The 14,285-nt window shown below is 38.7% G+C and carries 17 protein-coding genes; 7 read left to right on the top strand and 10 right to left on the bottom strand.

What is annotated here, in order from left to right:
- Nucleotides 1-147 precede the first annotated feature (147 nt).
- Both rnhA and M3210_RS16440 read right to left on the bottom strand, forming a co-directional pair.
- Nucleotides 148-786, bottom strand: coding sequence for a ribonuclease H (rnhA, locus tag M3210_RS16445; RefSeq protein ID WP_251516658.1), 639 nt, complete (start codon nt 784-786; stop codon nt 148-150).
- Nucleotides 787-810: 24 nt separating this feature from the next.
- Nucleotides 811-1,980, bottom strand: a complete 1,170-nt coding sequence (locus tag M3210_RS16440) for an MFS transporter (RefSeq protein ID WP_251516655.1) — start codon at nt 1,978-1,980, stop codon at nt 811-813.
- A 130-nt stretch (nt 1,981-2,110) separates the two neighbouring features.
- On the opposite strand from M3210_RS16440, the gene M3210_RS16435 reads away from it, so the two are divergent.
- The 3 genes from M3210_RS16435 (at nt 2,111) to M3210_RS16425 (ending at nt 4,092) form a co-directional block, all read left to right on the top strand.
- Nucleotides 2,111-2,368, top strand: a complete 258-nt coding sequence (locus tag M3210_RS16435; RefSeq protein ID WP_251516652.1) for a transcriptional regulator SplA domain-containing protein — start codon at nt 2,111-2,113, stop codon at nt 2,366-2,368.
- Nucleotides 2,361-3,389 (top strand): spore photoproduct lyase, encoded by a 1,029-nt coding sequence (gene splB, locus M3210_RS16430; protein ID WP_251516649.1) that lies wholly within the window; start codon nt 2,361-2,363, stop codon nt 3,387-3,389. The genes M3210_RS16435 and splB overlap by 8 nt, the downstream gene beginning before the upstream one ends.
- 127 nt (nt 3,390-3,516) lie before the next feature.
- On the top strand, nt 3,517-4,092 hold the full coding sequence (locus tag M3210_RS16425; protein ID WP_251516646.1) for a Maf family protein: 576 nt from the start codon (nt 3,517-3,519) through the stop codon (nt 4,090-4,092).
- A 43-nt stretch (nt 4,093-4,135) separates the two neighbouring features.
- On the opposite strand, the gene phnE (M3210_RS16420) is transcribed toward M3210_RS16425, so the two are convergent.
- The 5 genes from phnE (M3210_RS16420) to M3210_RS16400 all read right to left on the bottom strand — a co-directional run bounded on the left by phnE (M3210_RS16420) (nt 4,136) and on the right by M3210_RS16400 (nt 8,385).
- Entirely contained in the window at nt 4,136-4,942 is an 807-nt protein-coding gene (gene phnE / locus M3210_RS16420; RefSeq protein ID WP_251516645.1) for a phosphonate ABC transporter, permease protein PhnE, read from the bottom strand.
- Nucleotides 4,943-4,958: 16 nt separating this feature from the next.
- A complete protein-coding gene (phnE, locus tag M3210_RS16415; protein ID WP_251516642.1) occupies nt 4,959-5,774 on the bottom strand; it encodes a phosphonate ABC transporter, permease protein PhnE in 816 nt (271 codons plus the stop codon).
- Entirely contained in the window at nt 5,767-6,552 is a 786-nt protein-coding gene (phnC, locus tag M3210_RS16410; protein WP_251516639.1) for a phosphonate ABC transporter ATP-binding protein, read from the bottom strand. The genes phnE (M3210_RS16415) and phnC overlap by 8 nt, the downstream gene beginning before the upstream one ends.
- A gap of 100 nt (nt 6,553-6,652) precedes the next feature.
- Complete coding sequence (locus M3210_RS16405) at nt 6,653-7,687, bottom strand: phosphate/phosphite/phosphonate ABC transporter substrate-binding protein (protein ID WP_251516636.1); 1,035 nt, start codon at nt 7,685-7,687, stop codon at nt 6,653-6,655.
- Nucleotides 7,688-7,932: 245 nt separating this feature from the next.
- Nucleotides 7,933-8,385 carry an SRPBCC family protein gene (locus tag M3210_RS16400; RefSeq protein WP_251516633.1) on the bottom strand — a complete coding sequence of 151 codons (453 nt, stop codon included), beginning with the start codon at nt 8,383-8,385 and terminating at the stop codon, nt 7,933-7,935.
- 133 nt (nt 8,386-8,518) lie between these two features.
- On the opposite strand from M3210_RS16400, the gene M3210_RS16395 reads away from it, so the two are divergent.
- Nucleotides 8,519-8,890, top strand: a complete 372-nt coding sequence (locus M3210_RS16395) for a VOC family protein (protein WP_251516630.1) — start codon at nt 8,519-8,521, stop codon at nt 8,888-8,890.
- A 110-nt stretch (nt 8,891-9,000) separates the two neighbouring features.
- Here M3210_RS16395 and M3210_RS16390 read toward each other — a convergent pair whose 3' ends face one another.
- Both M3210_RS16390 and M3210_RS16385 read right to left on the bottom strand, forming a co-directional pair.
- On the bottom strand, nt 9,001-9,330 hold the full coding sequence (locus M3210_RS16390) for a helix-turn-helix domain-containing protein (RefSeq protein WP_251516627.1): 330 nt from the start codon (nt 9,328-9,330) through the stop codon (nt 9,001-9,003).
- Nucleotides 9,331-9,407: 77 nt separating this feature from the next.
- Nucleotides 9,408-9,527: an anti-repressor SinI family protein gene (locus M3210_RS16385; RefSeq protein WP_251516672.1), complete on the bottom strand. Its 120-nt coding sequence runs from the start codon at nt 9,525-9,527 to the stop codon at nt 9,408-9,410.
- Nucleotides 9,528-9,916: 389 nt separating this feature from the next.
- Here M3210_RS16385 and M3210_RS16380 point away from each other — a divergent pair, with 389 nt between their 5' ends.
- Complete coding sequence (locus M3210_RS16380) at nt 9,917-10,870, top strand: bile acid:sodium symporter family protein (protein ID WP_251516670.1); 954 nt, start codon at nt 9,917-9,919, stop codon at nt 10,868-10,870.
- A gap of 100 nt (nt 10,871-10,970) precedes the next feature.
- Here the strand turns inward: M3210_RS16380 and M3210_RS16375 are convergent, their stop codons facing one another.
- Nucleotides 10,971-11,318 carry a LysM peptidoglycan-binding domain-containing protein gene (locus M3210_RS16375; RefSeq protein WP_251516625.1) on the bottom strand — a complete coding sequence of 116 codons (348 nt, stop codon included), beginning with the start codon at nt 11,316-11,318 and terminating at the stop codon, nt 10,971-10,973.
- A gap of 177 nt (nt 11,319-11,495) precedes the next feature.
- On the opposite strand from M3210_RS16375, the gene M3210_RS16370 reads away from it, so the two are divergent.
- Nucleotides 11,496-12,383 (top strand): DMT family transporter, encoded by an 888-nt coding sequence (locus M3210_RS16370; RefSeq protein WP_251516622.1) that lies wholly within the window; start codon nt 11,496-11,498, stop codon nt 12,381-12,383.
- Nucleotides 12,384-12,629: 246 nt separating this feature from the next.
- On the top strand, nt 12,630-14,204 hold the full coding sequence (locus tag M3210_RS16365) for a BCCT family transporter (RefSeq protein ID WP_251516619.1): 1,575 nt from the start codon (nt 12,630-12,632) through the stop codon (nt 14,202-14,204).
- Nucleotides 14,205-14,285: the final 81 nt, after the last annotated feature.

Here is a 14,285-nt window from a genome sequence, read left to right as displayed (position 1 = left end):
GTCTGGTAACTTTAATTTTATCAAAAGGTGTCCTTTTTGTTTACTAAAATTATGATAAATAGAAAATAGCTTCGCGCAAAAAGCGCGAAGCTATTTTCTATTTACTGGGGTTTTGTCCCAGCCTCTTCTTATAGATGAAAAGGAGCATTATTTTCTTCCGTAATCAGCCTTAATCTCGCCCCATCTTTTCGTATCCCATTTCAGGATTTTATTTTCATAAGAGTGACGATGGAGCCAGTCGATTGCACGGTCAATCAGCGTCCATATCTCTTCTGTCGATGCATCCCTCTTCAAAGTTGTTGATACTTTCTTTTCTCGGACCCACTTCATCGCATTTACAGAATCTGTATAAATCGTTTTATTGCTTCCCTGTTTATGTAAATAGGCTAGAGCATGTACAATCGCAAGAAATTCACCCAAGTTATTTGTTCCTTTTCTTATCGGGCCATAGGAGAATATGACTTCCCCTGTCCGTGTATCTACTCCTTGATACTCGACTGGACCAGGGTTTCCCCGTGTACCAACATCAACAGAAATGCTGTCATAATCAATTTCTGCTGGAGTCTCGGAAACGAACCTTTTGCTTTTAGCAGAAGAATTCGACCCGCCTTGACCCCAATGTTTTTTCCAGCCTTCTTTAAATGCTTTTTCCGCTTGTTCGCGGCTAGTATATGATTTGAACTTTGCTTGATTAAAACCTTTTGTCTGGTGTTGGCATTCCGCCCAACTTGTATAGATTCCTGGTTCTCTACCAGCCCAGACGACATAATATTTTTGCTTCGCCATAACATTGCTCCCGTTTCAAAATTTTTAACCTCTAGCTTGACGCTTTAACAACTGTTGGGCACTTCCCCGGAACAAGATGAGTGCCACGACTGAAATAATAATACCGGAGATATATGGCAGTTCGATAGCCATGGAATATAATAACCCTCCCAATACCGGGCCGATAATTCTACCAAGCGAATCGAAGGACGATAAAAATCCGGTCGTACTACCATAGCCTGCTTTGGATTTCTTCGTTAACAAGGAAGAAACACTTGGCCGGATGACTCCATTCCCCACACCAAAGATTGCTAAGAATATCGCTGCAGTAACAAAACTATTCGTAAATAGAATGAGTGCAAAACCTAGTGCTGAGATAATGATTCCAATTTCAATGATTCTTATTTCACCGAATTTCTTTGTCAGTTTTCCCATATTTCCTTGGACAGCTGCACTGGCCAGACCCATGATCATAAATATATAGCCAAGACTGACCGCATCCAAGCCTGCTTTAACAGCAGCAAAGTAAGCAAATGTTGCCTCCAGACCTGCAAGGGATAACGTGATAAAGAACTGCAAGAAATATAGCATCGCAAATGGTTCACGTATCACTTTTCCAATCGATTGTTTTTTCTTGTTCTTTTGAAGTTCCCTATTCGAATATGGAAGTGATTCTTTCAAAAAGATTATAACGAAAATCAGCGTTAGGAAAGACAGTGCTCCTGCAAGGTAGAATGGGGCATGCAGATCGATGTTCGTAAATACCCCACCAATAGCCGGACCAAAGATGAAGCCCAGCCCTGTAGCTGCTCCGATGATTCCCATCCCTTTACTGCGCTCTTCCTCCGTTGTAATATCAGCAACATAAGCCATCACTGTCGGCATATTTGCAGCAGACAAAATTCCACCGACAATCCGCGCAGCAAACAGCATCCACACTTCCGTAGACAATGCGAGCATAAAGAATGATAGCGATAATCCAAAGATTCCTATCAGAATGACTGGTTTACGGCCAAACCGATCCGAAATCCTCCCCCACATCGGGGCAAAGAAAAGTTGCATCAATGAATAAACTGCCATTAATAATCCAAGTTCAGTTGGAGAAGCACCTAAGTTTTCCGCGTAAAAAGGCAATACAGGGATAATGATGCCAAAACCAACCATCACAAGGAACATGATCATAAATAAAATGGGCAGCACTTTATTAAGTTTCAAATTTCATACCACCTTTGTTGTAATTTCATCATACCAAATTTAATAGCTGATTGCTTTTATAATCACCAAGCTTTAAATAATTCTCATTTTAGGTGGGATACTATCCAATATAATGAAAGCAGGTGAAAATATGGAGTTTTATGAAAGCTACCAGCCAGGTGAGATTGTATTTATTATCATCAGAAATCCCCACGCTCAGAACGTGGCCAACGTACAGCAGGCAGCTGTTGTAGAGAATCCGGACAAACCCGGAGAACCCGCTTTATTCATCCATGAAACGTATTATCCGATAACGGATGAAGTTGCCATTTTTCAAACAGAAGAGGAAGCGGAGCAAGTGTTTCAGCAGACGTTTGGTACTTACCAGGAAGGTGGGTTTTATGGTTAAACCATTCGTGCCCCAGCTTGTTTATGTGGAACCACGCGCTCTGGATTATCCTCTTGGCAAAGAACTGGTGTCTAAATTTGAGAATATGGGAATCGAAATAAGGGAAACGACCTCCCATAACCAAATCCGTAATCTCCCGGGAGAGAACCATTTTCAAAAATATCGGATTGCCAAATCTACCTTGGTCGTCGGTGTCCGTAAAACATTGAAATTTGATACGTCAAAACCTTCGGCGGAATACGCTATTCCATTCGCAACCGGCTGTATGGGACATTGCCATTACTGTTATTTGCAAACAACGATGGGCAGCAAGCCTTATATCAGAACATATGTAAATACTGATGAAATTTTTGATGCAGCGGAAGAGTATATGCAAGAACGGGCTCCTGACTTTACCCGGTTCGAAGCTTCTTGTACTTCCGATATAGTCGGCATCGATCATTTAACCCACACATTGAAACGGGCCATTGAATACTTTGGAAGATCAAAATATGGGAAGCTGCGGTTTGTGACGAAATTCGAACATGTCGATCATCTTCTCGATGCTGAGCATAACGGCAGAACACGTTTCCGTTTCAGCATAAATGACGACTATATCATCAAGTATTTTGAGCCCGGCACATCTCGGCTTGATGAGCGGATAAACGCAGCTGTGAAAGTCGCAGAAGCAGGTTATCCGCTTGGGTTCATTATAGCTCCAATTTATCTTCATGAAGGCTGGAAAGAAGGTTATGGTGAAATGCTGGAGAAATTAACGGAGGCATTACCCGCATTTGCCAAAAAGGATTTAACATTCGAATTGATTCAGCATCGGTTTACCCAGCCTGCAAAGCGTGTCATACAACAAAATTATCCTATGACAAAACTTGAGCTCGATGAATCGAAACGAAAAAAGAAATGGGGCAGATATGGAATCCATAAGTACGTCTACCAAACCGAAGAACAAGAATCGATTAAAGATACAATTGGCGGTCATATTAACAAACTATTCCCCGAAGCTAAAATTGAATATTTCACTTAAAAAACAAGCAGTCCGAGCGATCAGAGCTTCCGGACTGCTTTGTTGTGTGAAGGGCCAGCGATATTTTACATGAAACAAAATCCCAACTATAATTATTCCTATACTAATTAGTTGAGGAGGAACAATGATGTCAAATAAATTAATACTAGGATCCCTATCCCCTCGTAGACAAGAATTACTGAAACAAGTCAACATTCCCTTCACGGTAAGAAACCCTAATGTAGATGAATCCAAAATCACAAGTAATGATCCAATAGAAAAAGTAGAACAATTAGCTTCACTAAAAGCAAAAAATATTTCACTCTCAGAAAATGAGGTAATCTTATCCGCTGACACCGTTGTCGCATATCAAAATAATATCTTTGAAAAACCTCAATCTAAAGAAGATGCTTATCATATGATTTCAAAGTTAAGTGGCAATATCCATGACGTGTATACAGGTGTCATGCTCCGTTCTCTCCATGAAAGCAAAATGATTGTTGAACGGACAGAGGTGGAGTTTTTACCGTTGACGGAAGAAGAAATTCATTGGTACATCTCAACTGAGGAACCTTATGATAAAGCTGGTGCTTATGGAATTCAAAGCCTAGGTGCATCGCTCGTGCGAAAAATTAATGGTGATTTTTATAACGTAGTCGGGTTGCCGCTCTCACGTGTCGTCAGGGAACTTCGTTATTTTTCAATCTTTCCGAATAACGACTAAAGCCTGGCTAATCGTACGCCAGGCTTTTCTCCTAACTTTATTCTTACCCTCTAACCAACTTTTTCCGAAAATGATTCGATCCAAGTTCCACCAATAGGATCAATACAACTAGCCCAATTAATATGGAGCCAACTTCATTCCAGCGATAAGCACTCATTGCAAAAATCAATGGAGCGCCAATACCTCCTGCTCCTACCAATCCTAATACAGAAGCTTCACGTAAATTCATATCAAATCGATAAATGAGGATTGATTGGAACATAGCCAGCAATTGAGGAATAATACCGAATCGTATCTTTTCAAAAGTTGTACTACCAATCGAGGTCATCGTCTCCAGGATTCCAGTATCAAGATCTTCTATCGCGTCCACCATTAATTTCGCTAACATTCCAATGGAAACGAGTGCAATGGTCAGTACACCTGCAAAGGGACCTGGTCCTGTCACTCGGATAAACATCAACCCGTACACTAAAGCTGGTATCGTCCGAATGATAATTAAAAAGAATCTAGTAATCCAAGCAACCGGACTTGGAACTACATTCGATGCGGATAAAAATGCAAGTGGCACAGCTAAAAAGGCACCTATAACCGTGCCTAAAAATGCAATAGAAATCGTTTCTACTAATAAGTAAGGAACACCCTCGGTGGTAAAGGTGAACAGCAATTGTAAATCTGGACTAATAATCCCTGAAAGGATACTGGAAGCAATCTTAACCCCGCTACTCTCCAGGTTCTGTAAATCAATCGTTGTAACTGACCAGATTAATAAAAGTAAAACAATAGAAGTTATAAAAATAATATAACGTCTATGATTAGGTGAAGCATATAATTGTTTTTCAATTGCATTCATAATCAATTATTCTCCTTTAAATCAGCCTTTTCCGGAAGTATTCACTTACTCTTTCGATAATGAACACGGTAAGAATAAGAATCAGTAGAATCATGCCTACACCAGCATAATCACGCCAACCTAGCCCTTCATTCAATAATAATCCGATCCCACCTGCACCGACATAACCTAAAATAGCAGCATAGCGAACATTACCTTCGAAACAAAATAATGACGTGGATAGGTAGTTCGGTAAGACCTCCGGAAAGATGGCATAGCGAAACGCATATAATCGATTCATCCCAAGGGATTCCATTGCTTCAAAGGAACCCATCTCCACATTTTCAATCTGTTCATATAATAATTTTCCGACATAAGAAAGTGTAAATAGAAAAATTGCCACAGTTCCAGCGAACGTCCCTAATCCAAAAATAAAAGTTGCTATTAACGCCGTCACTAAGGTAGGAACTGTACGCAAAATACTAAGAAAGAACTTCGTTGCAAATACAATGAGTCTATTTTTAATTACATTGGAAGAAGCAAGAAAAGCAACAGGAATAGCACCTAATGATCCTAAAATAGAGCCTAGTAAAGACATTTTTATCGTATCGATGAGCGGCTGCCATATTGTTGACATGTGACTCCAGTCAGGAGGAATCATCTCCTGAATAATATAGAAAAATTCCTTCCACCGAGTTATCAGCACACCGAACCCAAATCCAGTGAATTTGATAGAAAGATATATTGCGATTAAAATCAATGCAAAAATAAACGGGGTACGTGAACGCTTCTCAAAAACCAGCTTCCCATTGGGCAAAACTAATTTTTTTGGAGGAAATATTTTATCATACATGAACTTTCTCTCCTTGAATGATTCGCCTATCCCCGGTAACCACTTGTCCCTTATAAATATAATCCAGCACTTCCTCTGTGACTTCTTCCGCCTTTCCATCAAAAACAATCTGTCCTTCTCTCACACCGACAATTCGCTGCGCATATTCCAAAGCTATTTCCACATGATGGATATTCAAAATGATAGGAATTCGAAAATCCCTATTGATTCGTTTAAAATCATCCATCACTTGCCTAGCTGTAACTGGATCCAATGAGGCAATAGGTTCGTCGGCTAGGATGATATCCGGATTTTGTGCTAGAGTTCTGGCTAAAGCAACCCGTTGCTGCTGACCACCTGAAAGTTGATCCACACGGACATAAGCTTTATCCAAAATGCCGACTTGTTCCAATGCAGTTAATGCCTTAATTTTATGTTCTTTTGAAAAGATGCCAGTCAGCTTTCTCCAAAAAGATAATTCTGGTACAAATGAAACGAGTACATTATGCAGTGCTGTAGTTCTCGTAACGAGATTGAACGATTGAAAAATCATACCAATCCGCTTGCGGAAACTTCTAATATCCCTTCCTTTAAGCGCATGGACTTTGACACCATCAACAATCAGCTCTCCACTCGATATTTCATGCATCACATTAATGCAACGAATCAACGTTGATTTTCCAGCACCTGATAAACCGATTATTGCTACAAACTCACCTTGATTGATTTTTAGATTTATATTATGTAAAGCTTTGACCTTGTTCGGATACACTTTGTCCACATTAATAAACTCGATCATGTTTAATCTCCAATCTAAAGACTAATGAGACTGCCTCTCGGACGGACTCCCTGGTGGAAGGACAATCTCTTGAGACAGCCTCATGTTAGTTTTCAAGATATTAATTAAGGCTTTTCACGATTTCTTGAGCTTTTCTTTCATTTTCATAATCCGCTGAAGTCGCTTCCTGATATCCTTCATGGTTATAAATGGAAATCACTTCTTTTCCTGCATCTGTTTCAGCAATATTAATAAATGCTTCCTGAATGGAGGACTTTAAATCTTCATCCATAATGTCCGAATTTTTGCTGACACTAATCGTGTCATTATAAATACCTGGTGTCACACCAATGACATTTGTTTCGTCCCAGATGCTAGCTTCCCGCTCAAATTCAGTCTGCCAAGCGTCTTCATTATCACGTCTTGCATCGGCATAAGTTACCATGACATCAATCTGGTCAACTGCCATACGAGCAAATGCACTTCCGTAAGAGTCCACTTGAACAACATTATCTAAATCAGTAATCGTTTTGTCGAAGTTATCATCCAACCAGATCGCAGGGTAAATATAACCTGCTGGAGAAGACGATGACATCACAGCCCATGATGCGCTGTTTACATCTTCCCAAGTCAATTCCTCACCATTATTTACTTTTTCAGCCAACTCCTGCCCTTTTTCCGATGGACCAGCAATGACCAAAGCACGATAATATGTAACTTGCTCATCAGAGGCTTCCGTAGGTTTATTGTCATTCCAGTCTTTTGCATCATCTGAATCATTATTTAATCCTGCTCGAGTGGCAGTTAAGATGACCTCTGCTCCATCATCATATAAAACATAGGTTCCACCCGGTATCAGACCAACGTCGATTGTCCCTGCGGAAAGTCCCTCCCCAACAGCCTCATAGTTTGTTCCGACTGTAATCTCCACTTCTTCCACATCGTATCCAAGTGACGCTAATTCTTCTTTTAGAAGATCTTTTAACGGTTCTGTCGCAGTAATAATTTCGTCCGGTTCTCTAGAAGGAACAAATCCAACAGATAACGTTTCGATCGTTTCATCTGTTTCGGCTGTTTCTGGAGATCCTTCAGCATCCCCACAACCGACAAGTATGATAAGCAATAACAACATGAGTGGCAAGACTAACTTCTTCATTCCGTCATTCCCTTCCATTATTTATAGCAACATAATTTTAGCAATAGAATATTAAGGGGGTATTATTTGAATGTTAAATTATTTCAATAATATAAAAAGACATCTACCTTGTTATAGATAGATGTCTTTTTATGTAAAGGGGGTATCACAGAGGGTTAACTCTAAATTTTATTATAATGAGGAATTGTAATGTCAGCGTTAACAGAATGTATAGTTTCCCTTAAGATTAACTTAAAAGCTTGATATTACTTCTCCAGATAACTCTTCAATGCGTCCATATCTTTCGCACAAGCTTTTGCAAACGTACCTTTCATAAGCTTTCCGAATAACTTGGTCAATCCAGTTAATCCTTTTATTTCGCCTTGAAGTGTAACTTCCGTCTTATCCCCGACCGAAGTAAGGAGATATGTATAAATGTATTCGCCTTTTCCCGTTGTCCCTCTCGCTCCATCAACGTAATAAACGATTTTATTCGGTTCATCCAGTTCGACCACTTCGAAATACTCCGAAGCCTCTTGTCCAAACATTTTTCTCGTTTCTTTCCATTCACTGCCGACTTTCATTTCACCTTTATCAAGCCGCTCTATCCCAACCAAGCCCTGCATCCACTTTTCTGCAGCCTGGAGATCGAGTAAGCTACGATATGCTTCTTGTTTAGACACTTGGAACGTGCGTGTCACTTCAAAACGAATACTCAAATCAATAACCTCCGAAAATTGTTTCTTACATTATAGCATAAATCTATAATCTAATATTCCATAGTTAAAAGGGATTTAACATGAGATAATAGAAGTATATGTACGTAAATAATTTTAATATAGGAGGACACAAATGGAACTCGGAGCATTTTCTATCAGTTTAAATGTAAAAGATATTAAGAAATCAAAAGAATTCTACGAAAAACTCGGCTTTAAAACATTAGGTGGAGATATGGAACATAATTGGCTGATTTTAAAGAATGGTGATACTGTGATTGGCCTCTTCCAAAGAATGTTTGATAAAAATCTCTTAACGTTCAATCCAGGTTGGGATCAAAACGCCGAAAACTTAGAAGAATTTACAGATGTCAGGGAACTACAGAAAGAATTAAAGAAAAACGGGATAAAGCTTATCCAAGAAGCCGACGAAACAACAGAAGGTCCAGCATTCATCACATTGGAGGATCCAGATGGGAACCCAATTTTAATTGACCAACATCGTTAGTTTATTTGGGTTGTATCGTGCACATTGCTGATACAACCCAACTTTTCCTTCCCCCACTTCCATAAAGAAGTAAAAAACCGCTCAGCATATTGCCAAACGGTTAATGAAACTTATTTATCCTGCTCTTGACGCCATTTAGTGAATTCCAAGTACTCTCTGAATTGTTCTTTCGATACTCCGGATTCCATGGCCTCTTTTACTATTTTCATCCATTCACTATCAAGATCTGATTCTAATATTGAATTGTCATCATTTATTATGTCGTTCACAGAAACATCTAACACTTGGCTGATTTTCTCGATAAACTGGATCGATGGGTTTGTTTGAAGGTTTCTCTCAATCGAACTTAAGTATGATTTTGCTACACCTGCCCTTTCAGCTAATTCTGAAATGGACATTCTTTTCTCTTGCCGTAATTTTTTGATTTTTTCACCGATCAAGTTCTCCACCTACTTTCAATGGAATTATACCATAATTTTGGTGGGTAGGACTGTTTAAATTATCAAATAAATAAAATTTAAGCATTCTTCTTGGTAGTATTAAGGAACTCTCGAATTTCCTCAATAGAGACACCTAAATTTTTTGCAGCTTTAATTAATAAGATCCACTCTTCATCTAATTTGACTCTCTCGACCATCTTCTCCACATTTTTTCCCCCAATTTTTTATTCAGTATCCGCGTCGTGTAAGTAATCTTACAATCCTGATAAAAAATACCCTGTTATTCTATGCCTATTTTACTATAAATATAACTATTTTTGGTTGACTAGTTTTGTCAGTCTGTTACTAGTTTTGTAGAATTGGAAACCGAAATTCATACTTATTTCTACAAAATATTTCCATTTAGATATTTCTATCTTTTTAATTGTATTTGTACCTATATAGGGTGGAAAAACCAAATTATATCATGCGAATAATTTAAAAATACACTAGATTAAATCAATTCTTTGTGTTAACATCATAGATTATACAACTTAGTGAATTTTTAAACATCTTCACCAAAATAACCAATAGGGGGAAATAGATGATGAAAGCACTGGGAAGAATCAGTAATTTTGCTACGACAACATTTGCATTATGGGTTATTTTATTTGCAATCCTGAGTTTTATTATGCCACAAGGCTTTGCATGGATTGCACCACATGTTTCACTTCTATTAGGAATTATCATGTTTTCTATGGGGCTGACTCTTACTGTAAATGATTTTAAAGGAGTTTTCCTCGCACCGAAAATTGTCCTGATTGGTGTAGCTGCACAGTATACGATCATGCCATTAACTGCTTTTGCACTGGCAAAGGCCTTCAACTTACCACCAGAAATAGCTGCTGGGGTCATTTTAGTTGGTTGTTGTCCAGGAGGCACATCTTCCAACGTGATGACATTCATGGCTAAAGGAAACACTGCTTTATCTGTGACTATAACTGCTGTTTCTACCTTATTGGCACCTATTTTAACTCCTTCACTAACTTTTTTACTTGCAAGTCAATGGCTTTCGGTTTCATTTATGGACATGTTCGTGTCCATCATTAAAGTCGTATTAATACCAATTATTTTAGGCATCATTATCAGAATGTTATTTACAAAAGCTGTTGAAAAGAGCACGCCAGTCTTACCGCTTATTTCAGTAATCGGGATTATTGGAGTGGCATCTGCAGTCGTTGCTGTAAACAAAGACTCCATCGTGACTTCTGGTTTGCTGATCTTCGCTGTAGTTGTGCTACATAATTTAATTGGCTATTTCATCGGGTTTTTAGCTGCAAAACTCTTCAAACTTAATTTTAAAGATGTAAAAGCTGTTTCCATTGAAGTTGGAATGCAAAATTCAGGACTCGCGGCCTCCCTTGGCCTGGCTCATTTCACTGCCGTCGCAGCAGTTCCTGGCGCAATATTCAGTGTTTGGCACAACATTTCAGGTCCACTGCTTGCAAACTATTGGGGCAAGAGAGATAAGGATGATGAGGTTAATCATAAAGCCGCTTAAGTTCAATCTTTGAGCAAATAAGTAATGCAGTAACAAAAAAGATGCGTAGCACCCTCCCAATATTTGTGTGGTGCTACACATCTTTTTTTCATTGGATGTCTTATACCATCGCACAAGCAGTCGGAATGCAAATCCGTTGACCTACTCTAAGATAGTTCGGATCAACGCTTGGATTTGCCTCAAGAATACTAGCAATCGTGACACGGTATTGCTGGGAGATCCGATAGAGTGTGTCACCTGGCTGAATAATGATTGGCCGGTGATTTGGCGGACATGCCGGAATACATATAATCTGTCCTATTCTCAAGTTGTATGGATCGATTCCCGGATTAGACGCCAGAATTCTGGAAACACTGTTCTCCAGCCTAAATGCAATGGAATTCAATGTATCTCCCGGCTGAATGGTATATGCATAATGGTCTTCGGGACATTGACGATAGTCATACATCATTATTACTCCTTTTATTTACTTTATATAAAATACGAGTAAGAGTTAGTTCCGTGTATGACAAGAAGAATTGGTTTAAATAGTGAATCGCCATCATATTACACGATATAATTTGCTATAATTCATAATTAGGAAGAAGAAAAAAACAATCAGATGAGCCAGACTAGGAGAGAAGATATGAAGCAATACATAGGAGATGGATTGCTGCTCATTACAGCAATCGTGTGGGGAAGTGGATTTGTTGTTACGGCCATTGCACTGGAGTATTTAACTGCATATCAAGTAATGGCCGGCAGGTTTATATTAGCCGCTCTCATTCTATCAATATTATTCAGGAAGAAGTTCAAAACATTTTCGAAGGCAATCCTTTGGAAAGGTGCAGTTTTAGGTACAATTCTATATGTCGGATTCGCCTTGCAGACAGTTGGCTTGGAGTATACGACACCATCTAAAAATGCATTTTTGACCGCCGTTAATGTCGTAATCGTCCCTGTAATTGCCTATGTGGTTTACAAGCGGAAAGTCGATCGCTTTGAAATCATCGGTTCCTTCTTAGCTATTATCGGAATTGGCTTTTTAGCACTGCAAGGGACAATGACAATCAATATTGGAGATGTATTATCTCTTGCATGTGCAGTAGCATTTGCTTTTGATATTTTTTATACGAATCATTTTGTGCAAAAAGAAGATGCCATCTCGTTAACTGTTGTTCAATTCATTACAGCAGGTGCTATCGGTCTTATTACCATCGCTATTCAAGGCGATATTCCAACGAACTTTGCAAACTTTAAATCAGAAGCTTTCTATTCCATCATTTACTTGGCTGTATTTTCAACTACAATTGCATATGTTTGTCAAAATGTTGGTTTCAAATATACGACCGCAACAAAAGGAGCAATTATTTTATCTTTAGAAGCTTTATTTGGAATGGTTTTATCTGTAATTATTCTTCAAGAGGTGCTATCAGGACGTATGGTTTTAGGTGCCTTATTAATTATGATTGCCATTTTAATTACGGAATTAAAACCTGGATTACAGAAAAGACATGTCGTAAAAAATACATAAAACGATAGCGATAGTGCCTAAGGTTCTATCGCTATTTTCTTTATGCTCCTTGACTTCTGCACTTAAAACATTCAAATAATGAAACAAAATGACTCCTTCAAACTTCACTTTTAGTTATCTTCCATAACTTCCGCACTATCCTGTTTCAACTTCTACCTTATTGGGAAAGGTAATGATTAAGATGTGAAAAACTGAACGTCATAAAGTCAGAATTTGAACTAAGCGATGAAAAGGATGAAACTATTTATGGATAAAAGAAGAGAAAATTTTTCCAACGTATTCACTTTCGCATCAATCATTGTTGGGGTACTTGTATTTTTCGGTATTGTATTTCCCGATGCATTTGGAGAGATCTCCAAAGAAATCAGTATCTGGATTTCCAGCACATTTGGTTGGTATTATATGGCTTTATTTACTGTCATTCTATTTTTCTGTGTATTTTTAGCTATCAGTCCAATTGGTAAACTCAAGCTCGGTAAACCGAATGATCGGCCGGAGTTTAAAACTGTTTCGTGGCTAGCGATGTTATTTAGTGCTGGTATGGGAATCGGTTTAGTCTTCTACGGTGCTTCTGAACCTATTTCACATTTTCTCGCTCCACCGACTGCTGATCCGGAGACAAAGGAAGCTTTAGCGGAATCAATGCGCTCTACGATTCTGCATTACGGGTTCCACCCTTGGGCTGTTTATGGCATCGTTGCGCTTGTATTAGCATACTCACAATTTCGTAAAGGAGAAGTTGGTTTAATATCGAAGACGCTGCGACCAATTTTAGGCAATAAAGTAGATGGCCCAATCGGTACAGCTGTTGACGTGTTAACCGTGTTTGTAACCATTATTGGTGTAGCCGTTTCTCTCGGTATTGGTGCCATGCAAATCAACGGTGGGTTGAATTATCTCTTCGGTATTCCATACAGTCAATTCGTCCAAGGGATTATCATTGCTGTCGTTACGATATTGTTCATCTATAGTGCATGGAGTGGATTGAGTAAAGGGATCCAATACTTAAGTAATCTGAACATGATCATGGCAGGTCTATTGTTTGTTGCAATGTTGATACTGGGTCCTACATTACTCATCCTCAATATGATGACAACCGCAACCGGTGATTATCTCAACACACTTATATTCCATAGTTTAGATGTAGCCCCTCTTAATGAGCAAAAGAGTGATTGGATGCATGCTTGGACGATATATTATTGGGGATGGTGGATGAGTTGGAGTCCATTTGTAGGAATATTTATTGCAAGAATCTCACGTGGGCGTAGCATCCGTGAATTTGTTCTTGCAGTTTTAGTGGTGCCTACTGTAGTGAGCATATTATGGTTCAGTGCATTTGGGATGACCGGAGTAGAAACAGGACTGAAAGCACCACAAATCTTTGAATTGACACCGGAAACACAATTGTTCGGCATTTTCAATGAGTTGCCATTCAGTCTTATTTTATCCATATTCACTTTGATACTGATTGCATCTTTCTTTATTACTTCCGCGGACTCTGCCACTTTTGTTTTAGGTATGCAAACATCTTTTGGTAATTTGAAACCTGCTAATTTTATTAAAATCATTTGGGGACTGGCACTTTCCGCAATCGCTTATATATTGCTGCTATCAGGTGGAGAAACCGGCTTAAACGCCTTACAGTCTGCAGCAATCATATCGGCACTGCCATTTAGTATTGTTGTAATAATGATGATGATTGCATTTTATAAAGATGCCAATCGTGAAAGGAAATATTTAGGTTTATATATTAAACCTGACCGACAACGAATGGAAGAATATATGAAGAGAGTAAATGAATCTGAAGATAGAGGAAACTAATTACATGTATGTCCACCTCCATCAGTAAATCAAAGTCATTACTTGTGATAAGATGAGACTGATCAACACTATTAGAATGGA

This window comes from Oceanobacillus luteolus (genome assembly GCF_023715655.1).
In the GTDB taxonomy this organism is placed as follows: Bacteria; Bacillota; Bacilli; order Bacillales; family Amphibacillaceae; genus Oceanobacillus; species Oceanobacillus luteolus.
Note: the sequence above shows the minus strand (reverse complement) of the source record. Positions and strands in the feature narration are given on the sequence as shown.

What these genes read in the sequence shown, in the direction of transcription:
- rnhA (WP_251516658.1), bottom strand. Translation starts at nt 786, where the DNA reads ATGGCGAAGCAAAAATATTATGTCGTCTGGGCTGGTAGAGAACCAGGA.
- M3210_RS16435 (WP_251516652.1), top strand. Translation starts at nt 2,111, where the DNA reads ATGGAGTTTTATGAAAGCTACCAGCCAGGTGAGATTGTATTTATTATC.
- splB (WP_251516649.1), top strand. Translation starts at nt 2,361, where the DNA reads ATGGTTAAACCATTCGTGCCCCAGCTTGTTTATGTGGAACCACGCGCT.
- M3210_RS16425 (WP_251516646.1), top strand. Translation starts at nt 3,517, where the DNA reads ATGTCAAATAAATTAATACTAGGATCCCTATCCCCTCGTAGACAAGAA.
- phnE (WP_251516645.1), bottom strand. Translation starts at nt 4,942, where the DNA reads ATGAATGCAATTGAAAAACAATTATATGCTTCACCTAATCATAGACGT.
- phnE (WP_251516642.1), bottom strand. Translation starts at nt 5,774, where the DNA reads ATGTATGATAAAATATTTCCTCCAAAAAAATTAGTTTTGCCCAATGGG.
- phnC (WP_251516639.1), bottom strand. Translation starts at nt 6,552, where the DNA reads ATGATCGAGTTTATTAATGTGGACAAAGTGTATCCGAACAAGGTCAAA.
- M3210_RS16405 (WP_251516636.1), bottom strand. Translation starts at nt 7,687, where the DNA reads ATGAAGAAGTTAGTCTTGCCACTCATGTTGTTATTGCTTATCATACTT.
- M3210_RS16395 (WP_251516630.1), top strand. Translation starts at nt 8,519, where the DNA reads ATGGAACTCGGAGCATTTTCTATCAGTTTAAATGTAAAAGATATTAAG.
- M3210_RS16385 (WP_251516672.1), bottom strand. Translation starts at nt 9,527, where the DNA reads ATGGTCGAGAGAGTCAAATTAGATGAAGAGTGGATCTTATTAATTAAA.
- M3210_RS16380 (WP_251516670.1), top strand. Translation starts at nt 9,917, where the DNA reads ATGAAAGCACTGGGAAGAATCAGTAATTTTGCTACGACAACATTTGCA.
- M3210_RS16375 (WP_251516625.1), bottom strand. Translation starts at nt 11,318, where the DNA reads ATGTATGACTATCGTCAATGTCCCGAAGACCATTATGCATATACCATT.
- M3210_RS16370 (WP_251516622.1), top strand. Translation starts at nt 11,496, where the DNA reads ATGAAGCAATACATAGGAGATGGATTGCTGCTCATTACAGCAATCGTG.
- M3210_RS16365 (WP_251516619.1), top strand. Translation starts at nt 12,630, where the DNA reads ATGGATAAAAGAAGAGAAAATTTTTCCAACGTATTCACTTTCGCATCA.